The organism is uncultured Algoriphagus sp., assembly GCF_963974365.1.
In the GTDB taxonomy this organism is placed as follows: Bacteria; Bacteroidota; Bacteroidia; order Cytophagales; family Cyclobacteriaceae; genus Algoriphagus.
Window position 1 is genome coordinate 1 of record NZ_CAXBBX010000013.1, and the last position, 24165, is coordinate 24165.

At 42.6% G+C, this 24165-nt stretch carries 21 protein-coding genes; 17 read left to right on the plus strand and 4 right to left on the minus strand.

What is annotated here, in order from left to right; genetic code table 11:
* Positions 1-302: 302 nt before the first annotated feature.
* Complete coding sequence (locus AACZ87_RS17165; protein WP_339868947.1) at positions 303-563, minus strand: helix-turn-helix transcriptional regulator; 261 nt, start codon at positions 561-563, stop codon at positions 303-305.
* Between the two features lie 316 nt (positions 564-879).
* Here AACZ87_RS17165 and AACZ87_RS17170 point away from each other — a divergent pair, with 316 nt between their 5' ends.
* The 4 genes from AACZ87_RS17170 to AACZ87_RS17185 all read left to right on the plus strand — a co-directional run bounded on the left by AACZ87_RS17170 (position 880) and on the right by AACZ87_RS17185 (position 7517).
* Positions 880-1074: a hypothetical protein gene (locus AACZ87_RS17170; protein WP_339868948.1), complete on the plus strand. Its 195-nt coding sequence runs from the start codon at positions 880-882 to the stop codon at positions 1072-1074.
* A 354-nt stretch (positions 1075-1428) separates the two neighbouring features.
* On the plus strand, positions 1429-2823 hold the full coding sequence (locus AACZ87_RS17175; RefSeq protein ID WP_339868950.1) for a TlpA disulfide reductase family protein: 1395 nt from the start codon (positions 1429-1431) through the stop codon (positions 2821-2823).
* Entirely contained in the window at positions 2823-6044 is a 3222-nt protein-coding gene (locus tag AACZ87_RS17180) for a SusC/RagA family TonB-linked outer membrane protein (protein WP_339868952.1), read from the plus strand. Before AACZ87_RS17175 ends, AACZ87_RS17180 begins: the two co-directional genes overlap by 1 nt.
* A 123-nt stretch (positions 6045-6167) precedes the next feature.
* Positions 6168-7517 (plus strand): RagB/SusD family nutrient uptake outer membrane protein, encoded by a 1350-nt coding sequence (locus AACZ87_RS17185; RefSeq protein WP_339868954.1) that lies wholly within the window; start codon positions 6168-6170, stop codon positions 7515-7517.
* A 46-nt stretch (positions 7518-7563) separates the two neighbouring features.
* Here the strand turns inward: AACZ87_RS17185 and AACZ87_RS17190 are convergent, their stop codons facing one another.
* Positions 7564-7845, minus strand: a complete 282-nt coding sequence (locus AACZ87_RS17190) for a DUF6520 family protein (RefSeq protein ID WP_339868955.1) — start codon at positions 7843-7845, stop codon at positions 7564-7566.
* Between the two features lie 387 nt (positions 7846-8232).
* Positions 8233-8661: a MauE/DoxX family redox-associated membrane protein gene (locus tag AACZ87_RS17195; RefSeq protein WP_339868957.1), complete on the minus strand. Its 429-nt coding sequence runs from the start codon at positions 8659-8661 to the stop codon at positions 8233-8235.
* Positions 8662-8959: 298 nt separating this feature from the next.
* Between AACZ87_RS17195 and AACZ87_RS17200 the strand changes: the two genes are divergently transcribed.
* The 4 genes from AACZ87_RS17200 to AACZ87_RS17215 all read left to right on the plus strand — a co-directional run bounded on the left by AACZ87_RS17200 (position 8960) and on the right by AACZ87_RS17215 (position 12722).
* Positions 8960-10513: a terpene synthase family protein gene (locus AACZ87_RS17200; RefSeq protein ID WP_339868959.1), complete on the plus strand. Its 1554-nt coding sequence runs from the start codon at positions 8960-8962 to the stop codon at positions 10511-10513.
* A gap of 22 nt (positions 10514-10535) precedes the next feature.
* Positions 10536-11384, plus strand: coding sequence for an RteC domain-containing protein (locus tag AACZ87_RS17205; protein WP_339868961.1), 849 nt, complete (start codon positions 10536-10538; stop codon positions 11382-11384).
* An 85-nt stretch (positions 11385-11469) separates the two neighbouring features.
* Complete coding sequence (locus AACZ87_RS17210) at positions 11470-12306, plus strand: RteC domain-containing protein (RefSeq protein ID WP_339868962.1); 837 nt, start codon at positions 11470-11472, stop codon at positions 12304-12306.
* Positions 12307-12317: 11 nt separating this feature from the next.
* Positions 12318-12722: a hypothetical protein gene (locus tag AACZ87_RS17215; RefSeq protein ID WP_339868963.1), complete on the plus strand. Its 405-nt coding sequence runs from the start codon at positions 12318-12320 to the stop codon at positions 12720-12722.
* A gap of 93 nt (positions 12723-12815) precedes the next feature.
* Here the strand turns inward: AACZ87_RS17215 and AACZ87_RS17220 are convergent, their stop codons facing one another.
* A complete protein-coding gene (locus tag AACZ87_RS17220; RefSeq protein ID WP_339868965.1) occupies positions 12816-13103 on the minus strand; it encodes a hypothetical protein in 288 nt (95 codons plus the stop codon).
* Positions 13104-13392: 289 nt separating this feature from the next.
* Here AACZ87_RS17220 and AACZ87_RS17225 point away from each other — a divergent pair, with 289 nt between their 5' ends.
* The 9 genes from AACZ87_RS17225 to AACZ87_RS17265 all read left to right on the plus strand — a co-directional run bounded on the left by AACZ87_RS17225 (position 13393) and on the right by AACZ87_RS17265 (position 24152).
* The gene (locus tag AACZ87_RS17225) at positions 13393-14067 is read left to right on the plus strand and encodes a response regulator transcription factor (RefSeq protein WP_339868967.1); all 675 of its coding nucleotides are present in this window, start codon (positions 13393-13395) and stop codon (positions 14065-14067) included.
* Complete coding sequence (locus AACZ87_RS17230; protein ID WP_339868968.1) at positions 14064-15353, plus strand: HAMP domain-containing sensor histidine kinase; 1290 nt, start codon at positions 14064-14066, stop codon at positions 15351-15353. Before AACZ87_RS17225 ends, AACZ87_RS17230 begins: the two co-directional genes overlap by 4 nt.
* A 59-nt stretch (positions 15354-15412) precedes the next feature.
* The gene (locus tag AACZ87_RS17235) at positions 15413-15874 is read left to right on the plus strand and encodes a PepSY-like domain-containing protein (protein WP_339868969.1); all 462 of its coding nucleotides are present in this window, start codon (positions 15413-15415) and stop codon (positions 15872-15874) included.
* On the plus strand, positions 15864-18272 hold the full coding sequence (locus tag AACZ87_RS17240) for a TonB-dependent receptor (protein WP_339868970.1): 2409 nt from the start codon (positions 15864-15866) through the stop codon (positions 18270-18272). Before AACZ87_RS17235 ends, AACZ87_RS17240 begins: the two co-directional genes overlap by 11 nt.
* 25 nt (positions 18273-18297) lie before the next feature.
* Positions 18298-19068, plus strand: coding sequence for a hypothetical protein (locus tag AACZ87_RS17245; RefSeq protein WP_339868971.1), 771 nt, complete (start codon positions 18298-18300; stop codon positions 19066-19068).
* A 77-nt stretch (positions 19069-19145) separates the two neighbouring features.
* Positions 19146-19898 carry a glycosyltransferase gene (locus AACZ87_RS17250; RefSeq protein ID WP_339868973.1) on the plus strand — a complete coding sequence of 251 codons (753 nt, stop codon included), beginning with the start codon at positions 19146-19148 and terminating at the stop codon, positions 19896-19898.
* The gene (locus tag AACZ87_RS17255) at positions 19891-22146 is read left to right on the plus strand and encodes a lipid-A-disaccharide synthase N-terminal domain-containing protein (protein ID WP_339868975.1); all 2256 of its coding nucleotides are present in this window, start codon (positions 19891-19893) and stop codon (positions 22144-22146) included. Before AACZ87_RS17250 ends, AACZ87_RS17255 begins: the two co-directional genes overlap by 8 nt.
* A 351-nt stretch (positions 22147-22497) precedes the next feature.
* Complete coding sequence (locus tag AACZ87_RS17260) at positions 22498-22881, plus strand: hypothetical protein (protein ID WP_339868976.1); 384 nt, start codon at positions 22498-22500, stop codon at positions 22879-22881.
* The gene (locus AACZ87_RS17265) at positions 22866-24152 is read left to right on the plus strand and encodes a relaxase/mobilization nuclease domain-containing protein (protein WP_339868978.1); all 1287 of its coding nucleotides are present in this window, start codon (positions 22866-22868) and stop codon (positions 24150-24152) included. Before AACZ87_RS17260 ends, AACZ87_RS17265 begins: the two co-directional genes overlap by 16 nt.
* Positions 24153-24165 lie beyond the last annotated feature (13 nt).

Below are 24165 nucleotides of genomic sequence, written 5' to 3' on the forward strand. Positions count from 1 at the left end.
GCCGAAAAATTATAGAATAACTTTTCTACACTTACACACTTAATGGGATACTACCGTAAGACCAAATTAAGAGGTTAACCAAGTGCTAGGAAGGAATGTGTTTTTTTAGATCGGTAGCTGATCAAATCATCCCTTCCCCTCCTCAATAATCGCATACCTTTACTACTGGATCAGTTTGACACTAATGTCTTCTCGAGAAGATTTAGGTCTTTTGTCATTTCTAGTAGTATTCAAAAAAATCTCTTCTTCTGACACAGGTTCTATTTTTTTTATTGCTTGAAAAGTCTCAACAAACTAGGTTACTATTCTTGTTGTTCGCCCTCGTTTTCTTCAATTGGTGAGTCTGGTAGAAAGTCCTTTGGCGAACATTTCATCTCAGTAGCTAACTTATTCAGATGGTTGAGGTTATATTTACTAGCGTTCTTAGGGCTCTCTATTTGTCCAATGAATCCTTCAGTTAAATTTAAAAATGCAGCAATATCTCGCTGCGAAAACTTTTTAAGAGTTCGAACATCTTTAACATGTTGTATAACAGCTAACTCGAAATTTGTTTTTTTTTCCATTGCTGTTTGCAAATTCAAAAATCTTCCTTAGTTTTATGCTTAGTTATTACTAAGCAAAAGCTATCAATTGATGTTTTTTTGCTTATTTGTGATTCTTTAGTGGTTAAATCCTGAAGCATTGCACTTACAACCTCGATACCGAAACCTAGGAAATTTCGTAGAACATGGGGGAATAAGTGGATTGCTCACGCCATTGGCGTGGGCTCTTCTTATCCGTGTTCGAGGTCTATCCTAGGTACCTGGTGTCGGTAAGTTGAGTACCACGCCTTTTCATTATGCATGGTCTTAACTTGGAAATTCATATAACCCAAGTATCATGGAACAGACCTTGATTTTTTCTGGATTAAGTTGCTTCCTGGGATTAGTATTCCTGAAGAAAGATCTGTCTGTGCTTTTTTACATTGGGTCACATTGCTCATTACCTATCGGAGCCTATTACATCCTTCCAGAGGTACAGGGCATCGCCGCGGTAGATCGCCTGTATCCTCTGAAGCCCAAGAATCCGATTTGAGGATTCATTTTTAAGACCGTGAAAGGGGAGGTGCACATCCCTGAGCAGATCGGTTACTACACACTCACGTCAGCAAGCTCACAGTAGCTGGTAGAGCTGGCACATTACATCTTATTATTAATTAGTGCGGGTTGGTCGGATAGACTGAGGTGGGATTACTATGTCTGGTTTAGAGCCAAGAAGCTAGAGCCAAGAGTCATGAGATTTCTCCACGTTCCTCGTCGAAATGACTCGGAAATGTGACAGAGATTGCTTCGTTCCCGACGAATCGGGACAGGCTCTTCGTCCTCGCAATGACGGTGCTCTCATCGGTCTTCCGTCTCCCGTCTTCCAGCTTAAACAAACATCAAAAGCATGAAAAAAAACATACTCACATGCTTCTTGGCATCGCTATGCCTATACGGAAGCACATCCACAGCAAAAGTTGCTGATTCACCCGGGGCGGATTTTCTTCATAGGTCGCAGCCCCAGGTCTCCACTGATTATGGAGACACCCATCGGGGCGGGGAGACCCGCTCCGATACCTTATCCATCGGCGATCAGATGCCTTCGGGAATTGAGTTCTCGGATGTATTGCAGTATGATTCAGATAAACTCAAACTGGAGGATTTTGAAGGAAAGTATCTGGTATTTCAGTTCTGGGCTACCTGGTGTACGGCCAGTTCAGGCTTTCTCCCCGAGCTGGATAAGCTGCAGCAACAATTTGGGGATGACCTGCAGATCCTGCCTATTACCTACCAGCCAAGGGAGGAGGTAATAGAATCCATAGCGCTGCGTCCTGTTCTTCAGAATCTGGACTTCCCGCTGATTGTAGGGGATAATAGGCTCAGAAAGGTATTTCCGCATGTCACCTTTCCGCATCTGGTGATCATTGACCCACAGGGAGAAGTAGTGGCCATCACCGGTTCACAGGATTTCACCGCAGCGCATATCATTGAGCTGCTTTCTGACGGTTCCGCTGATTTCCGTACCAAGGTGGACGAGCAGGTTTCGGTGGATATGGATGAAAGACTGATCAGCGGAAATACCCATATCCCCAATAAGAATATTCGCTACCAATCTGCCCTCACTTCCTATATACCGGGAGTGCCCGGTTCCACCATGGATTCCCGGGAAGATGGTGCCCATATCCTAACGGTAAATTCACCGCTGATCAAACTCTATCGATTAGCATACACGGGAAGGGACTTCGCCAATTTCTTTTCCAGCAACAGGATCATTGCCGAAGGTTTTGATGAAGAGGAGCTCGACAGCAGAAAATCCGGTCTGGACTACATCGACTGGATGGAGGAAGGCGATAAGGTCTTTGGCTATGAACTCATCGCTCCCCCGGGAGTGGACCAATACGCGCTCATGCGTCAGGATCTGGATCGATACTTTCCGCATATCAAAGCGGAAGTGCAGCTAAGGAAAAGGACAGTGCTCGCCCTGGTTCAGCCGGAAGGGTTTCGCTACCCGCCTTCGGAAGCGGATGAAAAACACTACCGGGTACGGCCTTATGAAGCCGACCTTCAAAAGTCCCTGCTTACCGGGCTCATCTACCAGATGAACCTCTACTTTCTCCAGCGCTCGCCTTTTCCGCTGATCGATAAGACGGGTATAGACTATCCCATCGATATCCGGCTGGAGGGCAATTTCTCCAAGGTGGAGGAACTTACTGCCGCTTTCCGCAAAGTCGGACTGGATCTGGTGCAGCGGGAGGAGGAGATTCCGGTATTGATTCTCACTAAAATTAACCCCCTACACTAATGCAAAGAACCATACTACTATTGCTGATTCTCCTAGGGATGGGGAGTCAGCAGATAAATGCACAGACCCGTTTGGAAGTTTCGGGCAAGGTACTCGATACAGAATCTGAGTTAGGATTACCCGGAGTTGCGGTACGGGTAGCCGGAAAGACAAATGGAATCGTAACGGACAATGAAGGGGAATTCACATTGCAGCTTGATCCCGGAGATTATACCCTGGAGTTTAGCTTTATGGGGTATGGAAAGATATCAAGGGATATCACTGTTCCTATCTCAGCCCCGTTGCTGATCCGCATGGCTCCGGCAGAACTGGAACTGGGAGCAGTGGAAATCCTAGCAACAGGCTATCAGGAAATCCCGAGAGCCAGGGCATCGGGTTCCTTTGTGCAGGTGGATCAGGAGCTGGTGGAGCGTAAGGTAAGTTCCAATATCCTGGACAGGCTGGAGGATGTGACCTCGGGTCTGATCTTCAACCGGACGGGGGATTCGGGAAGGGATCCTATTTCCATCCGGGGCAGAAGCACACTTGGCAGGTTCAACCAACCACTGATCGTGATCGACAACTTTCCCTTTGATGGAATTCTGGAAGATATCAACCCCAACGATGTGGCATCAATCACCGTCCTGAAAGATGCCGCTGCCGCTTCCATCTGGGGTGCACAGGCAGGAAATGGCGTGATCGTGATTACCACCAAATCCGGGAGAGCCCATGAGCCCATGCGGGTGAGCCTGATGGCTAACACCAATTGGATTGAGCACACTGACCCTTTTCTTGCCCCAAACCTTTCAGTAAATGATTACATAGCTGTGGAAACCCAGCTATTTGAAAGCGGATTTTACAACAGTACGTTGACCAATGCCAACCGTCCGGTGGTGACTCCTGTAGTGGAGACCCTTTTCATGGAAAGGGAGGGGATGATCTCAGAGCAGGAAGCGCAAAGCAGACTGGCGCAGTTTAGAAGCTATGATCTCAGAAATGACCTGGAGCGCTATCTATACCAGCCTCAGCTAAATCAGCAATACAGCCTGGGTATTTCCGGAGGGAGTAAGATCCACGGGTACCGTGTGGGACTGGGCTATGACCGAAATAGGGAAGAAATTCAGGGCAATTCAAATCAGCGTTTTACCTTGGATCTGAAAAACAACTTTTCACTGCTGAAGGATAAGCTTACGGTGGATCTGGGCTTTTACGGAACGAGGGCGACCAGAGAGGATGCCCAACTAAGTCCAAGTGACCTGGTTTTTTCTACCACCACAGCGATGTATCCCTATGCCAGACTGGCTGATGGAGCAGGAAATCCCCTGGAAGTTTACCGGGAGTACAATTCCATTTTCAAACGGGAGGCCGAAGCCGGGGGATTATTGGATTGGGCTTTCAGGCCTTTGGAAGAGTATGGAAAAAGTGTGGCTGAGTCGGCTAGAAATGACTGGAGGATCAATCTGGCAAGCAAGTACAAGCTGAGCAATACGCTGGGAATTTCTGCCTTGTATCAGTATTGGGAAAATCAGGGCTTGAACGAAACAGTCAATACAGAAGACAGCTACTTTGCCCGTAACCTGATCAATCTATATACCCAGGCAGATGAAGAAGGAAATCTAAGCTATGCCATCCCCAACGGGGCTATCTATGATGTTCGTAAAAGTAAGTCACAGAGTCATTCAGCCAGAATGCTATTGGATTATCATGAAGAGTTGGGAGTGGATTTTGAGGTTGACGGTCTACTTGGTGCAGAGCTGAAGTCCCTGCATGCGATGAACTTTTCCAACCGTTACTACGGCTATAATCCAGAATTGGCCGCAGTACAGCCTGTTGATTATATCAATCGTTTTTCCCGCTACACCAATCCGAGAAGCACAGCGAGAATACCTTATGTGGACAATGTATCGGAACTGACGGATCGCTTTTATTCCGCCTTTGCCAATGCCTCGGTGACGTACCGGAACAGGTATCTGTTGACGGCAAGTGTAAGAAGGGATGCCTCTAATTTATTTGGGGTAGAGACCAATCAGCGTGCAGTGCCCTTGTGGTCTGCCGGGGCCGGATGGACGCTGTCTGAAGAAGAGTTTTACAATTGGGATAAACTTGCTTTTCTGAAGCTGAGATTGAGTTACGGCTACAACGGAAATGTGGACAGAAGCCTGACCGCGTTTACCACGGCACAGTTGATATCCTTTAACTCGTTTATCCCTGCCAGCTATGCATTGATCAGGAATCCTCCCAATGCAGATCTGCGCTGGGAAAGGATCAAGATCTCCAATCTGGGGGTGGATTTCGAATCCAAGGGAGGCCGGATAGCAGGAAGTCTGGAATTGTACAGGAAAGAAGGACTTGATCTGATCGGGGAATCGCCTTATGCTCCTTCATCGGGGATCACTACGTTTCGGGGAAACAACGCATCTACCCAGACTTTGGGATATGATCTGACGCTGAGCACCAAAAATATCCAGGGACAGTTTGCTTGGTTCACGACCTTTTTGATATCAGGACTGAAGGAAGAGGTGACCCGTTACGAATCCGAGGTATCTATCAACAACCTGATCAATTACAGTATGGCAGGCAGAGGTGGGGAGTATTACCCCATAGAAGGCAGACCTCTATTTGGGGTGTATAGTCTGGAATGGGCAGGACTCAATCCGGAAAACGGCAATCCCATGGGGATGCTGGATGGACAGCCCAGTGAGGAGTACAGGGAGCTGATCAACTCGGCGGATTTGGAAAGTATCATCTACCATGGACCGGCCAGGCCTACCTCCTTTGGAGCGATCAGAAATGATTTTGCATGGAAGGGATTTAGCCTGTCGGTGAATATCAGTTACAGGTTTGGCTATTACTTCCGAAGGGAATCTGTGCAATATGATCCCATTTTATTGGGCAGGGGAGGTCACAGTGATTATACGCTGAGGTGGAGAAATCCAGGAGATGAGCTTACTACCCAAATTCCATCCATGCCATCTGCAAGAAATTCTTTCCGGGATCAATTTTATAGAAACAATTCATCTCTGGTGGAAAAGGGTGATCATATCCGGCTTCAGGATATCCGGTTGGGCTATCAGGTTGGGAAGTCACGGGGATTTCTTTCCGGTGTCCGAAATGCGGAGCTATTCCTATATGCCAATAACCTGGGTATGATCTGGAAAGCTACGGAAAGTGGACTGGATCCTGATTTCGGTTTTGCCAAACCCCTGAGAAGTATAGCGGCAGGACTTCAATTTGATTTCTAACTATAAACTGGAATAAAGGGAAAAGGCCATAAGCTTTCTTCATAAGGGGAGGGGTGGTTCCCTCTGATAATTACCGGCCTGCCGGAGGTTTACTCCGGCCCCTTTTTTTAAATCAAGCAAAAAATGAAAAAATATAACGTATTACTACTTACAGTATTTAGCTGGATATTTTGTTCCTGCGACAGTTACCTAGACCCCAAGCCGGACCAAAGTTTGTTGGTGCCGCGAACCTTGGAAGATGTGCAATACCTCTTGGATAACAACGTGGTGTTTAATTTTCAGGGATTTATCCCCTTGCTGGCTGCGGATGAATTCAACTTGACAGAGGAGGCATTTATAGGGGCAAGTGTTACCGAACAGGGAGCTTATACCTGGTCAGAAGAACTGTTTCCTACAGGAGCATCCACAGATTGGAATTACCCCTATGAAGCTGTTTTTTACAGCAATGTGGCTTTGGACGCCTTGGTGAAATACACCGGAGAGAAGGATATCAAATACTATGAATTGGAAGGAGCTGCCCTCTTCTACAGGTCAATGGCATATTATCAGTTGTTGCATACATTTGCCCCTCCCTATCAGTTGGAAGGAGGAAATGAACAGCTTCTTGGGATAGTTCTGAGAGACGATCCGGATATAAACCTGCCATCAGAACGGGCAACTCTAGAAGAAAGTTATGCCAGAGTAATTCAAGATTTGGAAACTGCATTAAATCTGTTGCCTGATTATGTGGAGTATAAAACCCGTCCTAATAAAGCTGCTGCTGCAAGCCTATTGGCAAGGGTTCAGCTGTCCGTATTTGATTATGCAGAGGCGGCAAGGTCAGCAGAAGTTGCTTTGGATTTCTATACAGAACGGATGGATTTCAATGATATTGACTCCAGTACATCCATACCTTTTCCCCTCTTTAACGCCGAGACCATTTATTATATTCAGCTTCAGAGTACATCAGTGATGTTTTCCCAATTGTTTACTGTGGATAATGGGCTGATTGAAAGTTATGATTCGGCAGATTTGAGATTTCAGTATTATTTTCAGACCAATGCTGATGGAAACCATCGGTTGACCGGACATCATACCGGTTCTTCTACATACTTTGGAGGGCTTACGGTTGGAGAGAATCTTTTGATTGCTTCAGAGTCAAACCTACGCTTAGGGGATGAAAGTAAAGCAAAATCCTTCTTGAAGGAGTTGCTATCCCTCAGATATGAAGACGATTCATATAGCGAAATACTGGACTTGGAAGGGGAAGAATTACTCGCAAGGATTCTTTTGGAGAGAAGAAAGGAACTGGTGGGAAGAGGAACACGCTGGACTGATCTGAGAAGACTGAATCAGGAAGATAAATGGGCTAAAAGCATCCAACGGGATGTAGGGGGCGAAATTTATCAGCTAACTCCAATGAGTCCAGCTTACGTTTTTCCTATTCCTGACCAGGAAATCCTACGAAGCGGAATAGAACAAAACCAGCGATAAAAAATAAATACCCAAGGTCACCTGACCTTGGGTAAGTTTACTTGGGTTAAAGTTCTACAAACTCACCGGATTGTAAAACAGTTTTTTCTCCGTTGATGGGGTCATCATCTGTAAATGCTACTCTACATTCCAGAGAGGAGGCTTCACATCGATACTGGTTTTGATTCACAATATCTGTGACATCAATATAGGTATCGGGATTTGAAGGATCCTCTGCCCAGACCATGGTAGAATTACCAGGCAGTTCATTTGGAGAAGTAAACGCAACTGCCGCGAAGGCAGCTACTACAAACGCTAATAGGGGCAACTTGCCCTCGAGCTTTTTCATATAGTGTCCTGTTTTTTAACAGATCAAAAACAGGTGAAAACGTTTAGGGTTTCCGGATTGAGCTATATGCTGTTTACCTGAAGTGGTTAAAATACCTACTCTGTTAAAGGGTTTTCGGCATCGCCCTTTTACATCACCCAGTGTAGTCTGGAGTCTCCACTTCCAGATTTGGAGACAGGTGATGCGGTTATTGATTTGATTCTCATTTAGCTATTTTTTGGGGTGGGATAATGCCTTTTCCTGCCCCGTTTTTTTCACTTTCAAGTGAAAGTCTTAATTGTTCAGAAGGAAAGGGTTAAATTTTTGTATCTTTTTTGCTTATGTAATTAATATTTAGTTTATATTGTTTAAGGAAATAGTTGCCGTCATCTACTTAAAACTTAACGCTCAAGGCGGGATCTTCGGATTCCGCTTTTTTGTTAAATAGAGTCCGATGATACTAATCACAATCATCACATTGTTAAGCCAGAAATGAGCTTTCCATCCCAGGCTTTCCAGAATCCCTGCACAGTTGCAGGGGACTCGGGGAAAAGCTCCCACCCAAATCAGTCCCACATAGGTGGTAAAGACGGTGAGGAGGAGGATACTTGAGAGGTATCCCCACCATCTGCTGACTGAAAAGAGCAGGAGCAGGGCGATCAGCAATTCAACAGTTGGCACTGCGTAGGCCAATACTTCTGCTAGCTCAGCAGGAAAGGTCTGATTATGAAATGCCTTTCTGCTAGTCTCCCAGTGAATGATTTTGTCAAATCCTGTGTAGGCCCACAAAAGGATTAACAGGATACTTGGGATAGCTATTTTTTCTGAGTTTTCCATTCGGCTCTATGTTCAATGGAAAGTTGGGAATTATAAAAATCCGGAATTCACAAGTTGGGTGATAAACAAAAAAAGTGTATCAACTATACAATTTCAGGGGTATTGGGGAAATAAAGTAGTTGATTACTTGGTTTTTAGGAGTTGGTATTTTAAACTGAACTACTGTTTTTTTAAACTAAACAACCGAACTAAGCAAGTTCGGCAGTTGGCTCTCCAACTGTAAAGGCAATTTAAATGTAGGCTCTGGCAAGGAGTTTTATAATCGGAAGTAAAATGTAATTTAAACAGAGATGTCATCATGAATCGGTATGATTTGACCCCAACGTTTTTAAAGAAACTCTTTGATCTGGAAGGTAAAGTGAGTGATAGTGCTTTTGAAAAAGTACGAGAATTTCTGGAAATAAGGAATGCTAAACGGAAAGCTACCATCCGTGATGCCGGTACTGTGGAAACTGAATCCAGGTTTCTGGTGGAAGGAATGATCGGGATGTACTATATGGGTAAGTTATCCAGACTTTACTTTCCGGGTGATGTATTTATGGATTTTGAATCCTATCAGACACAGATGCCCAGTAAATATCGATTTAGGTCTTTGGGAGAATCTGTTTATATAAGCCTTTCCTACCCAAATGAGACGCTTTTACTGAAAGAAATACCTGAGTTCACAGATTTTTCAAATTCCCAGATAGCAAAAGTCCGGAATGCTGATGTGGAATGGCATGCATTTACCCAAATGAACTACCGGGACAAACTCAGGGTGATTGAAGAGAAGTTCCCCAAGTTCACCTATGATCTGACCAATAATGAAAAGGCGAGCCTGCTGGGGGTAAGCTACGCTACAGCAGCACGTATTAAGAAAGAGTCCACTGGTAAAAAACCTGCTGATAAAAGTGGAAAACTTGGAAAATTGCTACACTATCCATTTCCTGCCTATGTCCACACTGATGCAGCTGAAATCGAGGAGCAAACTGTCTCCTGGGCTTTTTACTTCCATTCAATCCTTAGGAACAACGATGAGATCACCTATTACAAAGAACAAAAATTCAGTTACCTGTCCTCCTGCCTGTATCCGGAAATTGATATTGAAAAAGGGGTTTGGATTTCCAAGCTCTACCTCTGGCTGTTTTATCTGGATGATATGACAGATGATTTGCATGCCGGGCAGAAAGCAGGTTTTTGGGATTACCTCCTGACCGGTATTGAAAACATCCTGGATGATAAGCCATTGGGATTTAATCCTGATCGTATTACAGTTTTCCTTAATGCTTTTAGTGATCTGGCCACAGAATTCGATGCGCTGGTTTCAGGGCATAAGGAATTGAAGGGGCTTATATTTTTCGAGGTTCTGAATTATATGCAAAAGAATAAAATTGAAGCGGAATTTAAAGATAAGGGGACGTTACCTACTTGGGAAGAATATCAGGTTATCCGACCGGCTTTTTCAGGAGGGAATCTAGCCTTGGCACTCTGTTCATTTGAATCGGGCGAGAAATTTACAAGTGATTGTTCAGACTGGAGGGAAACAACCGATCTCCGTGGGTTGGCAGCCAAGCTGATCTATCTGTCCAACGACTTGATATCCTACCAAAAGGAAGCTGATCGGGGTGATTTTATGAATGCAGTGGCGCTGATGATGCATTATAAGCAGCTTGATTTCACAATGGCCCAGCAGGAAGTTCTGAATCTGCATGCGGAGACTCTGGAAGAATTTATGGTGCTGGAGAGAAAATGGAGGGAGGAATATAAGCCTGAAAACAGCGGCATCCTGAAATACCTCAAGCAGATTAAATACAAGATTGCCGGAACAGTCCATTGGTCTCTGTCGATTTCTCCCAGGTACAAACAGAATTGATTCCCGCGTAAAATTCAAAATTATGAGCATCCTCACCTTTTCAGACCGGATCATCACCAGATTAAAAAATGAGCTGGGAGTACTGAAGCTGGACGGCGAAAACAAGCTCATCCAGTTTGAATCTGCTTTTCACCTGGTGGATAGAGCGATGGATAAAATCAAACTCTTTATGGATCAATACGACTTTGTGTCTGAAGAAGAGGAAATAGAATTCTTCAAATCCCGGATGACTTACTTTCTCAGGGAATCTGTGTATTTCTCCGAATTGTTCAATATGGAGTCTATCAAGCCGGCCGGGTCTAAAAATGAAATCAGAAAATTCTACGAAAGGGAGTTGCTCAGTGTACAGGAATTTCTGCAAAACAATCAGAACCTGTACAATTACCTCTTAATGAAAAAAGATCATCAGGATCGGGTGTTTTTCTTAAGAAGTGCCCAAGCGCCTGTATATAAACCTAATCTATTCTGGCATACGCTGGACACCAGGTACTGTACTGTCTATACTTTATACTGCGCAAGGATCATGGGGACCCTAGCATTGGCAGAGTATATCCAGGGCCAATTACTTGTCTTACCCCTTGAAAAAGAGCAAATGGGAGAGGATAAAAGTACCCCGCTGTTTTGGACAGGGAAAAAGGCAGACCTGGTGGAATTGGTATATGCATTAAAAACATCCAATGTTATAAACAATGGAAATGTCAGCGTTTCAGAATTGGCAAGCACCATGGCTGAAGTGTTCAGCAAGGAACTGCAGGATTATTACAGGACCTTTCTGGAAATAAAAAACAGAAAGAAAAACCGAACTGTATTTCTTGACCATTGTAAAGAAAATCTGGAGGCTTATATGAAAAGTTTTGAAGCTAAGGGATAATTGATCATTTCAGGTGATTTGAAATTAAAAAAGGCATTGAATGAGTTGAGAGGCAGTCAGTGCTTGGGTAATAAACAAGGAGGATATGAAAGCATTTGTAGAAGCGCTTTTTGTGGAGATGGAGCAATCACTGAAGGAAGTTTCCAGGGAAACTACCAACGGACTGCAGAAAGCTGAAAGATGTTGTCAGGTGATCAATGTGATTTTGATCCGCTTGAAGGAATATATGGCAGGCTATACATTCAGGGATCAGGAGGAGGAGATCCGGTTTTTCAAGGAATACAAGCCCCTGCTCTTTAAGGAACTGATTTTCTACTCAGAGCTCGCCTATATAGAAGCAAAGAAACCCATTAGTAAAAAGGAACAGATGAAAAGCTATTATCCCCATGTATTGGATCAGATCCAGGAGTTTTTTGTCAGAAACCAACAACTCTACATCTATTATCAACTAGGCAAAAGTGATCAGGATTCAATACTGTTTTTAAGGGATTCCAAACCTGTGTCATTAATCCCAGATTATTCATTTGATTTTGATTCTACATTTTCAACAGTAAACAGCAACAAGTTAGCTAAGATTATGGCTTGTGAAGCCCTCACTGATGAAATACGCAAAACCCTCTATAAGCTGGAAATGCGCAATGATGGAGATGCGGGTGAGCTATCTAGCCATGAGTGGACGGATTCAAAATCTGCTCTGATTGAGTTGGCCTATGCCCTGCATTCCCGCGGAGCAGTAAACCATGGCAAGAGTGATGTGAAGGCAATTATAACCTTAATGGAATCGCTGTTTAATGTGCAGGTAGGAAACTTCTACCGAACCTTTCAGAGCATGCGAGGCAGAAAGAAGAACAGGACTATTTTTCTGGATAGTCTGAAGGAAAGTCTAGTAAAGCGTATGGATGATACGGATATGGGATATTAATTTGATAAGCTATGTTTTGGCAAGATGTATTTATAGTAGCGGTAGGAATTTGTCTTTTGGCAGGTGGATTTGGGTTACGTGTATGGGTGAGTCGTAGGAGATTTTACAGGCGTGGCCCTGGTGGATTGCAGCATTATTCCAGTTACAGCAAAGCAGTCTTAAGTTCTATGATTGAAGGCTTCCTGTTGTTTGTGAGTATTCCTATGATGATTCTGGGAATGCTGGTTTTATTTTTTTGGAGCATAAATCTGATTGAAAGGGGGCGGTATATAATCAAGGATTCTGATAAAACTGAAAAAAGTATAGCAGAGCCTACAGCCCACTTCCTTGTTCCGGCGGAAAAGGGCTTTGGCAGCAAGAAGATCAGCCCCATCCCAAACAATCATTCCCTTGCGTCCATGAGTTGCTTAGGATAAGGCAGATTTGATCTTAGGCATGATTTACTAGATGTCAGCAGTATTTTAAGTCTTACCCTAGATTAAATTTACTCTGCTGACCAATATGGTGTGTTACTTCTGACTCTGATTTGATAAGTTTTTCAGTTTGGAGCTTAGGATAGTCAATCCTGCTTTTTCCAGACTCTCCGAAATAATGGTATTCAGTTCTTCTTCGGACTCTTTGGAAATCCGGATTAAAGGTTTTTCGGATTCAGATTTCCCTTCCATTCCACGGGTGATTACTTCAGTCAGCAACAACACTGTTTTGCGGGGGATTTTCAGATCAATCTTTACCGTGTCATGCATACCTGGAACGGCAAGTAATGTTTCGTAGATAGTTTCAAGTGATGAGATAGCCATAGCTTCATTGGTTTTGTATGTAGAATAATTTCATGGCTAAAGATACTCTGATCCAATGATTTGAGCCTATTTAGAAATTGATCAGGATTTGCATAGGTAAAGCTCCATTTATAGTAATGTGGAAATTCTAAATTACTTCCAATTTCAATATTTACTTTGACCGTATGAAATCCAAGTTTACCTTAAACAGGAAGGCAAAGCACAGGTTAGAAATACAGAAAATATCCCCAACCAAGAGGGATTCTCCCCATAGTCATTAGGGTGGCGATTAATTAATAATTATAAAAACATGAAAATCCTGGTAATAGAAGACGAAAAGGAGCTGGCAAGCGATATAGTGAAATATCTGTCTGAGGAGGATTACCGGTGTGAGACTGCAAGTGATTTTGCGTCGGCCAAAGAAAAGGTAAGTATGTATCAATACGACTGTATTTTACTTGATCTGATGTTGCCGGGAGGAGATGGATTTAATATTCTGGAACATCTGAGAAGTCAAAACAAACAGGATGGAGTGATTATCATTTCTGCCAAAGACACCTTGCAGGATAAAATCAAAGGATTGAATATTGGTGCAGATGACTTTTTGGCTAAGCCATTTCATCACTCAGAGTTGGCGGCTAGGATTCATTCGGTGATCCGTAGGAAGCAATTTGATCCTTCCAACCTGATTGTCCAGAACGAAATTAAAATTGATTTACTTTCAAAAACTGTTCATATAGAAGGGAATCCAATCGTGCTGACTAAGAAGGAATATGATCTATTACTTTTTTTCATAGGAAATAAGAATCGTGTTCTATCAAAAAGCGCGTTGGCGGAGCATCTTTCGGGGGATTTGGCGGATATGTTTGATAGTCATGATTTCGTCTATGCTCATGTCAAAAACTTGAAGAAAAAGCTCAGCGAAGCGGGATATGGGAATTATTTGAAAACTATGTATGGCACTGGATATAAATGGGAAATATGATCAAGCTGCTCGATAAGCCATTCAAAGCTTTCACTATTTATGCTTTGATCATTCTGCTGGTTAGTATTCCGATCTATTTTTTGGTGGTGGATTGGATCTGGGTAACAGAGATTGATGATAATCATGAAATCATCATGGAAAGGATTGAGAACAGATTTGAGCAGTCTCATGTCTCTGGTCATGATTTGGAAACAATCCTAAATACCTGGAATACATTACAACCAAGCTCCTCCATCACACCTATTACCGAAACTTTTGTAAGTCGAGATAGTATTTACGAAGTAACGAAATATAATGAGTATGAGGCAGAATGGGATCGTTTCAGGGGCTTGCAGACGGTGATTAAAATTGATAGTAAGCCCTATTTACTGAACATAGAAACCAATGTAGAGGAAGCCTATGAAACTATTTTTGCCATTGGCCTTGTGACAGTTGTTCTCTATGGACTTCTTGTTTTTGGTTTTATCCGACTCAATCGTAAGATCTCTCAAAGTGTATGGAAACCCTTTGACAGTACACTGACTAAGCTGAAATCTTTTGATTTAAGTACGAGTAAAGAAGTGATTTTTGAACCAACGGATATAGAGGAGTTTCAAACTCTGAATCAAACGATTTCAAAGTTGATTTCTGAAAATGTCAGCGTTTATAATCAACAGAAGGCATTCGTAGCCAATGCTTCCCATGAACTGCAAACGCCAATTGCCTTGCTTAAATCCAAATTGGATATTCTTTTTCAGGATGAAAAACTCAGTTCTGATCAATCAGACTTGGTTAATGCCATTCAGGTTCCTTTAGCCAGGCTAACCCGTGTGAACAAGAATTTACTTTTGTTGGCAAGAATTGATGCCAGCAATTTTTCAGATATCTCAGATATAAATTTTTCCGAGAAAGTAGAGAAAAGCGAAGAACTGCTTCAGGATTATATAGATGAAAAGAAGTTGAGCTTACAGAAAAATGAAAGAGGATTATGCGTATTTCAGTGTAGCCAATTTTTAGCTGAGACATTGGTCAATAACTTACTTTCCAATGCGATTAGGCACACTTTCGAAAATGGCGAGGTCAGTGTGGAATGGGATGAAGCTGGTTTTTCTTTTAAGAATTCCGGTAAGGAAGGATTGAATCGTGATTTATTATTCAAACGATTTTCTATTTCCACCACAGAAACAACTAACAGTGGATTGGGATTGGCTATAGTGAAAGAGATATGCAAGCAAAATAGCTGGGAAATCAGCTATGATTTTTTGGATCATTTCCACGTTTTTTCGGTACGCTTCGGCAAATTCTAAATGTCTTCTAAATCTCATGCGACTTTTGGGTAATCATATTTACCAAACCCAAATTTCATATGAACAAGTACCTAACAATTTTATCTATTGGCGTCTTGCTTTCGGCAGGCGCCTGTGCTCAGGAACATTCCGACGAAGAAGTGCCTGATGCGGTGAAAACTGCCTTTTCTCAGAAATTTCCAACCGCAAAGAAAGTAAGCTGGGATATGGAGTCTGCTACGGAATGGGAGGCCGAATTTAAACTGGAAGGGAATGAGTATTCTGCGAATTTTTTAGCTGACGGAACTTGGCAAGAAACTGAATACGAAATTAAAAAAGCTGATATCCCAGAAGCTATCAAACAGACTTTAACTCAGGACTTTGCCGGATTCAAAATCGAAGAAGCAGAGATCTCAGAAAAAGCCGATGGAAGCGTCTATGAATTGGCGGTGGAAAAAGGCGAGGAAGAGTGGGAGTTAGTGTTCGATATCAATGGAAAACTAATCGAAAAGAAAGCAATCGAAGAAGGTGATGAAGATTAAAAACTATTTGCTGATCATTTTTCTAATGTTATCTCAGGCTCTTTTGGCTCAGGAAACAAAAGTAAAAGTATCAGGAAAAATACTGGACAAGACTTCTCAGGAGGACTTGTCCTATGTTAATGTAGTGCTGAAAACAGCCAAAGACGCCAGTTTTGTTACTGGTGCTATTACCGATGAATCGGGACTTTTTACTTTAGTAGATGTAGCTCCGGGAAACTATGAATTGGAAGCGAGCTTCATAGGATTTGAGACTGTTAGCAAGGAAGTTTATGTGGGGGCAAGTTCTGCATTTCTGAATCTGGGCGAGATTGCTATGACTGCATCAATCCAAGAGTTAGGTGCAATAGAAGTGGTAGGGCAGGCGGAATCAGTTAGCGCTAAAATGGATAAGAAAACCTATGATTTGGGTCAGAATATTAGCCAAAGCGGAGGCTCCGTTCTTCAGGCTATGTCCAATCTTCCTGGAGTAACCGTACAGGATGGTAAAGTTCAGATTCGGGGAAATGACCGCGTAGCAGTTTTGATCGATGGAAAGCAGACTGCTTTGACTGGATTTGGTAATCAAACTGGCCTGGACAACCTTCCGTCCTCCGCCGTAGAGAGAATTGAGATCATCAATAACCCCTCTGCAAAGTTTGATGCAAATGGAAATGCGGGTATCATCAATATCATTCTCAAAAAGGAAGAGCAGGAGGGATTTAACGGGAAAGTTGGTCTAGCACTTGGTGTAGGCGCACTTTGGGAGAAAAAAGCAAACCTCCCGGACATCAGACCTCAGTATCAAGGCACGCCAAAAATCAATCCTTCGATATCACTGAATTATCGCAGGAAGGATGTGAATTTCTTCCTTTCGGCAGACAATCTCTACACCCAGACATTGAATAAAAATGAGTTTGTCACCCGAACTTATACTGACGGAACTATCATCAATCAGCAACTTAAGAGAAACAGAAATACCAATTTTTTGACCACCCGCGCAGGGATGGATTGGACGATAGACGAGTCAAATACACTTAGTATTTCAGGACTTTTTGGGAGTGAAAAAATCATTGACAGAGGCGATCAGCCTTTTTTCAATAGTGATTATTCAGAGCGATTGAGGCTTTGGCAGTTCTTAGAAGACGAGCTCAAGACCACTGTGATGGCTACTGCGGCTTTCAAGCATAACTTTGCAGATCCAGGTCATAGCCTTTCAGCAGGCTTGAATTATACTTTTCACCGAGAGGATGAGCAGTATTTCTTTACCAATATTTTACCAGCCTCTTCAGGTAAAGATGCTTTCAAATTGCTCTCGGATGAGAACGTGGTGGACTTCACGCTGGACTATGTGAAGCCCATGAAGAATGGCAGGTTGGAAACGGGACTGAAGTTTAGAAGACGTTGGATTCCAACTAACATGCAGTTTTTTCCAGGCGAAAACTCCGCGATTGATTCACTAGCAGGTGGAGCGGCTACGTACAAGGAAATCATTCCTGCAGTTTATGGTAATTACGTGTTTGAGTCCAAAAAACTGGAAGCTGAAATCGGGCTGAGAGTAGAATACATCAAATTGAACTATGATGTGAACCCAAATCATCCGACCTACAAAAGTGATGGATACAATTACTTCCAACCCTTTCCCAATACCCGATTTTCTTACAAAATCAATGGGATGAATAAGATCACTGCATCCTACAACAGAAGAGTAGATAGACCAAATGAGGTGGATATCCGGATCTTCCCCAAGTACGATGATGCTGAAATTATCAAGGTGGGTAACCCAGCTTTGAAACCTCAGTTTACTAATTCCTACGAACTAGCGTGGAAGACTGGCTGGAGTACCGGTTCACTATATACAGCAGCCTATCATCGACAGGTGGATGGGACGATCACCAGGATTTCTTCTACCTATGGGGACAGCAAATTGATCTACGCCATCTTTCAGAATGCTGCAAAAAGCTACAATACTGGTTTGGAATTGATCTGGGATCAGGATGTCAATGATTGGTATTCTTTTGACCTAAATCTGAATGGATATCACAATAAGATTGATGCATTTACTGTACAGAATCTTTATCCAGAACCACATGCGTTTTCAGCGGACAAACAGGAGATTTTCTCTGGAAATGTCAAATGGAATTCCAAATTCAAGTTTGCTGAGAATTTCACAGGGCAATTGACAGCCATCTATCTGGCTCCGGATATTATTCCTCAGGGTAAAATTCAAGGAAGATTTACTGTTGACATGGGTTTGAAAAAAGTGATCCAAGGGGGAAACGGAGAGTTGTTTTTCAACGCGACCGATTTGCTGAATACCATGGTGATCAAGAAGACGATTGATGGAAATGACTTCAGTTACACAAGTGCTGATTACTACGAGACTCAGGTGTTTCGGGTAGGGTATAGTTATAAGTTCTGATAAGAGAAACGATAAGTATTTAGCCATGACTGTTTATAAAAAACTTAATAAGGTAGCTGAAATCACCCTTCTGTTCTGGTTGATGAAGATTGTGGCTACGACGCTAGGAGAGACGTTGGGAGACTTCCTCTCGATGACGCTAAACCTTGGTTACCTCACTGGTCTAGTTATTACCGCGGGATTCTTTCTTGTAGTATTGATGAGACAGTTGTCTTGTCAGAAATACATTCCAGTTTATTATTGGCTGGTTATTATTGCCACTACGACGCTAGGTACTGAGGTTTCTGATTTTATGGATAGAAGTCTCCATTTGGGATATACAATAGGCAGCATCATCTTATTTGCGTGGCTAATCTTAGTCTTATTTATCTGGTACAAAAAATATGGGTCACTAGCGGTATTCCCTATTCAGGACAGGGGTAAAGAGCTGTTTTACTGGGTAGCTATCTTGTTCTCCAATAGTCTCGGAACTGCTTTTGGTGATTTTCTGACTGACAGCTTGGGACTCAGCTATCTCCATGGAGCCTTTGTCACAGCGGCTATCATTTTGATCGTGTTTCTGATTCATCAGTTTACACGTGTCAATCAAATATTTCTTTTTTGGGTTGCATTTATTTTTACCAGGCCTTTTGGTGCCACGTTCGGTGATTTTTTAACCAAACCATTGGCTAAGGGTGGCTTGAATTTAGGGACTTTGAATGCCTCCATTGTCTCATTAGCTATCATTAGTATGTTAATTTATTTCTCTCATCGTGAATCAGTTAAAATACAACAATCTGAAAATGAGACTGAATAGCAAGTGTCTTTCATCTGGAAACGGTTTTTCCATTCCACGTTTTTATTGTGTTTTGAAAAGTGAAGTTGTTTTAAAAAATGGATAAGCAATCTAACGCAATCACTTTAGTTATCCCTATTTTCAATGAGGAAGATGGGATACGAAGAATTTTGCCAGCCTTTGAAGAGTATATCAAGCAGTCAAAATTCGAGGTCAATCTATTATTGGTCAATGATGGTTCTACTGATCATAGCTTGATTGAAATCAAGAAAATTGCAGACCTTCATGATCATGTTGGCTTCATTTCCTTTGAGAAAAATGCAGGACTAAGCTCTGCAATTCGGGCAGGCTTCGAAAAATCTACAACTAAATGGGTAGGCTATATTGACGCTGACTTGCAGACAGACCCTATGGACTTTCTCAAACTAGAAGCGATGATTCCTGATTATGATCTGGTGACGGGCAGAAGAATAGGGCGCAAGGACAGCGCGATGAAGAAAATGTCTTCCACTTTTGCCAACTGGTTTCGGGATTCTATGCTACACGACGGTGTTCATGATTCGGGATGTCCGTTGAAAATTATGCGTAGATCGGTCGCATTGCAAATGCCTTTCTTCAAAGGCATGCATCGATTCTTTCCTGCGCTGACTTTGATTCAAGGCAAAAAAGTCATTGAAATTCCTGTAAAGCATTTTCCAAGAGTTACGGGTAAATCCAAATTTAACGTGTGGAATCGGCTTTTGTCCCCCCTTCAGGACACAATAGCGCTGCGATGGATGATGAAGCGTCAGTCTACGTATACGATTTCTGAGAATTCCATCAAAAGTCATAAAGCAGCAATCCATGAATAGTTGGGTACTACTTGGAGTTGGTTTTTTAGCTCAGGGGCTTTTTTCAGCCCGATTTCTAATACAATTGGTCAAGTCTGAGAAAGCAGGAAAAGTGCTTTCACCGGTTATTTTCTGGCAACTCAGTTTGGTTGCCTCCTTTTTCCTGCTGGTTTATGGGACATTTCGTCAGGATCTCGTGATCGTCGGCGGACAATTGGTAGGCTATTTCATTTACATCCGAAACCTGAAAATTCAGAATGCTTGGCAGCTTTTCCCAAAGTGGGTTCGCTGGAGTTTCATTCTCCTTCCCCTGTTGTTTCTGGGATACTTGGTCTTTCATGCACATTATGATTTCCACAGTTTGGTGCACAATCCGGAGATCAGTGGAATGCTGCTGACTTGGGGGACATTAGGTCAAGTTATTTTCACGACTAGGTTTGTGGTGCAATGGTATGAAGCAGAGCGAAGCAAGGAATCCCAATTCCCCTTGAGTTTTTGGTACATCAGCTTGGTAGGAGCGGTATTGATCGCTTCCTATGCGATACTACGAAAAGACTCTGTGCTGTTTATTGGTCAGGCATTTGGGATCTTGGTGTATGTGAGAAATCTGATGATACACTACGGAGCAGCCAACGAGGAGAAACTCAGTTTCCTCGATCGGATCAAAAGCATGAGAATGACTTTGCTGTTGGTCTTTGTTGGCATGGTGTTGTTTTTCAACTTGGGAGCTTGGTCTGTCACCGAATCCAGCGAAGCCCGCTATGCCCAAATCGCCAAAGAAATGGTGCAAACGGGAGATTGGTTGCATCCTCAACTTATGGGGATCTACCATTATCATAAACCGCCCGTGACTTATTGGCTAACTGCATTGAGCTATAAAGTCCTAGGGATCTCGCCATTTTCGGCTAGGGTTCTATTGCAGATTTCAGTGCTTCTTCAGATCTGGTTGGTGTATAAGCTTGCTTTATTATTCTTCAAGCGATCCAATCCGGCCTTTCTATCCGCAATGCTGTATGCCTCATTTCCAGCATTGATTATTGGCAGTAGGGCATTGACGACAGATACCTTTCTGGCACTATTCGTTTTGGCAGCGCTCTATTTCTGGTTTGATTTTTTAGAGAAAAGGAAAGAGCACCTACTGATGCTATGTTATTTTTTTCTGGGGATTGGCTTTCTGACCAAAGGCCCAGTGGTTCTGATTGTGCCGCTTTTAATAGGGGTCTATCAAGGGCTTGTCATGAAGCAGAAAATGGGTTCGTTCAAAATTCATCTGGCCGGAATAGCCTTGATGCTGGGAATTGGATTGAGTTGGTTTGTCTTCTTGCACCTGGAGGATGATCGCTTTCTGAACTATTTCCTTTTCAAACATACCATCGATCGATTTGCAACAGATACCTTCCACCGCGGACAACCATTCTGGTTTTATGGAGTGGTTTTGCTGGGAACAGCTTTCCCATGGATATTGATCTTGCTGAGAAAGATTCCACTCAAGCGTGCTGAATTCAAAAGTCAAGGGGCTTTGCTGGTGATGTGGGTTCTTTTGCCCTTGGTTTTTTTCTCACTCAGCCAGTCTAAACTAGTACTTTATATTTTGCCCTTGTATTCCGGGTTGGCCATTGGTGCGATTTACTATTGGGAAAAGCTCACAGATTCACAGCAAAAAACATGGGAGAGATGGCAGTTGGGATTTCATATTGTTCTGCTGATTGCCTTGGTCTCTTTGCCCCTGATAGACCCTAAGATCTCACTGAATTTCAAGTTTTACTTTCTCTGGTTTATCACAGCGTCTCTACTAGCTGCCATGCAGAAGGTTGATATCCGTAGAGTGGATCGAGCCGTGATTTCTGCTTTTATATTCACCATGGGCTTGACGGGAATGTCTACCTATTTCATGAGCCAAAATCCTGGCTTGACCAATGACACCCATCGAGTGACTGAATGGATTATGCAAAATAAGCCAGCGACTAAAGAAGTGATCATTTACAATAAGCGCCTTCCCTCTGTGTTATTTAATTCGGATTTGAAAGTGATTTCTGTGTATGATGGCGATGAAAGCCTGAACCGGGAGACGCAGTTTCAGCAGAATGAGGATTGGAAGTCTGGTTTGATCAATTTACAATCAGATTCCACCTGGATCATAGAAAAAGCCCCGGATAATTCGATATGGATTTCAAAATATAATAGAGATTTGCCAACCCTTAATAGTTCGAATAGTTGGATTCAACTCAAGGTCATTGACGGGTGGGTAATATCTAAGTTAAATAATTGAACTAATTCTTTTTGATTTCAGAATGCGAATTGTTTGAAGGATGGAAGTATAATTTAATTCTCAAGCACCGTACATTGATGAATATAAAATTGGACCTATTTAGAGATTGATCAGGATAGGTAAATGATCCAAGCACTTTTTATACTTGTATCACCTACCGACTGGGATTATAAAATGAATCAGCGATTTTTCCAAAGCTTGATAAACCTTCAATAAGCTAACTGGATTTCCTGCGTCATCCGAAATCGGCAAGATGTACGGTTGTATCACAACCGGATCTTGGGACCAGCACTCCGAAGTCGTGCGGGTTTGAGTTTTAAAAGCTGTTAAGCATGAAAATGAACTGCGAAGATGGAAGAAAACAAGAGAAACAAATGGCTGCATATCCGATTGACTGACCGGGAATTGCTGAAGCTAAAGGCAAATTTTGGAGAGACAATTCATGATAGTTTAAGTGAATATTCCAGAAGGATATTGCTCAAAAAGTTGGTAATTGGTAGGTATCGGGATACCGGTATGCAGGAACTTTTAAAAGAGTTGACTGCACTGAAGCGGGATCTCCATGGCTTGGCGACCAACTACAACCAGTTGGCTAAAAAGATGAATACGGCTACTGAAAATGAAATTACTTCCAAGCGTTTCCAGGTTGAGAAATTGGAACAAAGTATCCAAGAATCACTGAAGCGAGTCAACCGATTTATTGATCAAACTGTGGAGAAATGGTTGCAATCATAAAGACCAGCAAGTCTTTGAGACGACCTTTTCACTACAATGAAAATAAGGTGAAGGAGGGAGTGGCTGAATTGCTTTTAGCCCAGAATTATCCCATGAAAAATGCGGAACAGACTGCTGATTTGCGACTGAAATACTTGCTCAAATTGGCAAATCTAAACTCCATAACGTCTGTAAATGCAGTCCATATCTCATTGAATTTTGCCCCCGGAGAGGACTTTGAAAAAGAGAAATTACAAGAGATTACCAAGGAATATATCCGTGGGATCGGCTTTGAAAGCCAGCCTTATCTGGTCTATAAACATACCGATGCAGGCCACCCACACCTACATATTGTTACTACCAATATTGAGCTCGACGGCAAGCGGATTCCTTTGCATAATATCGGAAAACTCAAGTCTGAACCGACCCGAAAAGCAATCGAAAAACAGTTTGGTTTGGTTCCAGCCCAGTCACAAAAACATGGTCTTTTTATCGCCAAACCAGTTGCCGTTTCCAGACTGGATTATGGTAAATCAGAAACCAAATGGGCTATAGGAAATGTGTTGCAGCATGTTCTCAAAAACTACAAATTCACTTCCCTGCCTGAGCTGAACGCAGTGCTGAACCAATACCGGGTAGTGGCAGATAGAGGAAGCGAAGAGTCAAGGATTTTTAAAAACAGGGGCTTGGTTTACCGGGTGTTGGATGATCAGGGAAACAAGATCGGAGTACCGATTAAAGCCAGTAGTTTTTATTTCAAAGCAACTCTAAATTCCATAGAATCCCGCTTTGAAGCCAACGAAATGGGACGTAAAAAACAACTTAAATCTACCCGCTCTGCCATTGATTTAACAGTAATGAAGATGCCGGGAAAGAGTCTTGATGAGGTTATAAAAAGTTTAGAAAAGCAGGGAATTGCCACCTTAAAAAGAGAGAATCAAGAGGGGAGACTGTATGGGATCACCTTTGTTGATCACCGGACTAAGTGTGTCTTTAACGGAAGTGCATTGGGTAAACAATATAGCGCCAAAGGATTGATGGATAGAATAGTTTTTCAATCAGCTAAAAGTGGGTTTACACTGGAACCACTGGCGAAATCACCTGGACAATTGAATGAAAAGCAAGGAGGGCAGCCATTACCAATAATAGGGGAGAGCGGACAAAAACAACAAGCTATTAACGCTTCGGAAAGTCTGTTGGAAACAGTGATATCCCCTCAAGAAACCTATAGCTACCTTCCTTTTGATTGGCGAAAAAAGAAACGGAAAATGAAGAGAAAAGTAACAAAGTAAGAACTTAAACCAC

Excerpts from the sequence above, each read along its gene's own strand:
- AACZ87_RS17165 (WP_339868947.1), bottom strand. The coding sequence starts at position 563 with ATGGAAAAAAAAACAAATTTCGAGTTAGCTGTTATACAACATGTTAAA.
- AACZ87_RS17170 (WP_339868948.1), top strand. The coding sequence starts at position 880 with ATGGAACAGACCTTGATTTTTTCTGGATTAAGTTGCTTCCTGGGATTA.
- AACZ87_RS17175 (WP_339868950.1), top strand. The coding sequence starts at position 1,429 with ATGAAAAAAAACATACTCACATGCTTCTTGGCATCGCTATGCCTATAC.
- AACZ87_RS17180 (WP_339868952.1), top strand. The coding sequence starts at position 2,823 with ATGCAAAGAACCATACTACTATTGCTGATTCTCCTAGGGATGGGGAGT.
- AACZ87_RS17185 (WP_339868954.1), top strand. The coding sequence starts at position 6,168 with ATGAAAAAATATAACGTATTACTACTTACAGTATTTAGCTGGATATTT.
- AACZ87_RS17190 (WP_339868955.1), bottom strand. The coding sequence starts at position 7,845 with ATGAAAAAGCTCGAGGGCAAGTTGCCCCTATTAGCGTTTGTAGTAGCT.
- AACZ87_RS17195 (WP_339868957.1), bottom strand. The coding sequence starts at position 8,661 with ATGGAAAACTCAGAAAAAATAGCTATCCCAAGTATCCTGTTAATCCTT.
- AACZ87_RS17200 (WP_339868959.1), top strand. The coding sequence starts at position 8,960 with ATGAATCGGTATGATTTGACCCCAACGTTTTTAAAGAAACTCTTTGAT.
- AACZ87_RS17205 (WP_339868961.1), top strand. The coding sequence starts at position 10,536 with ATGAGCATCCTCACCTTTTCAGACCGGATCATCACCAGATTAAAAAAT.
- AACZ87_RS17210 (WP_339868962.1), top strand. The coding sequence starts at position 11,470 with ATGAAAGCATTTGTAGAAGCGCTTTTTGTGGAGATGGAGCAATCACTG.
- AACZ87_RS17215 (WP_339868963.1), top strand. The coding sequence starts at position 12,318 with ATGTTTTGGCAAGATGTATTTATAGTAGCGGTAGGAATTTGTCTTTTG.
- AACZ87_RS17220 (WP_339868965.1), bottom strand. The coding sequence starts at position 13,103 with ATGGCTATCTCATCACTTGAAACTATCTACGAAACATTACTTGCCGTT.
- AACZ87_RS17225 (WP_339868967.1), top strand. The coding sequence starts at position 13,393 with ATGAAAATCCTGGTAATAGAAGACGAAAAGGAGCTGGCAAGCGATATA.
- AACZ87_RS17230 (WP_339868968.1), top strand. The coding sequence starts at position 14,064 with ATGATCAAGCTGCTCGATAAGCCATTCAAAGCTTTCACTATTTATGCT.
- AACZ87_RS17235 (WP_339868969.1), top strand. The coding sequence starts at position 15,413 with ATGAACAAGTACCTAACAATTTTATCTATTGGCGTCTTGCTTTCGGCA.
- AACZ87_RS17240 (WP_339868970.1), top strand. The coding sequence starts at position 15,864 with ATGAAGATTAAAAACTATTTGCTGATCATTTTTCTAATGTTATCTCAG.
- AACZ87_RS17245 (WP_339868971.1), top strand. The coding sequence starts at position 18,298 with ATGACTGTTTATAAAAAACTTAATAAGGTAGCTGAAATCACCCTTCTG.
- AACZ87_RS17250 (WP_339868973.1), top strand. The coding sequence starts at position 19,146 with ATGGATAAGCAATCTAACGCAATCACTTTAGTTATCCCTATTTTCAAT.
- AACZ87_RS17255 (WP_339868975.1), top strand. The coding sequence starts at position 19,891 with ATGAATAGTTGGGTACTACTTGGAGTTGGTTTTTTAGCTCAGGGGCTT.
- AACZ87_RS17260 (WP_339868976.1), top strand. The coding sequence starts at position 22,498 with ATGGAAGAAAACAAGAGAAACAAATGGCTGCATATCCGATTGACTGAC.
- AACZ87_RS17265 (WP_339868978.1), top strand. The coding sequence starts at position 22,866 with ATGGTTGCAATCATAAAGACCAGCAAGTCTTTGAGACGACCTTTTCAC.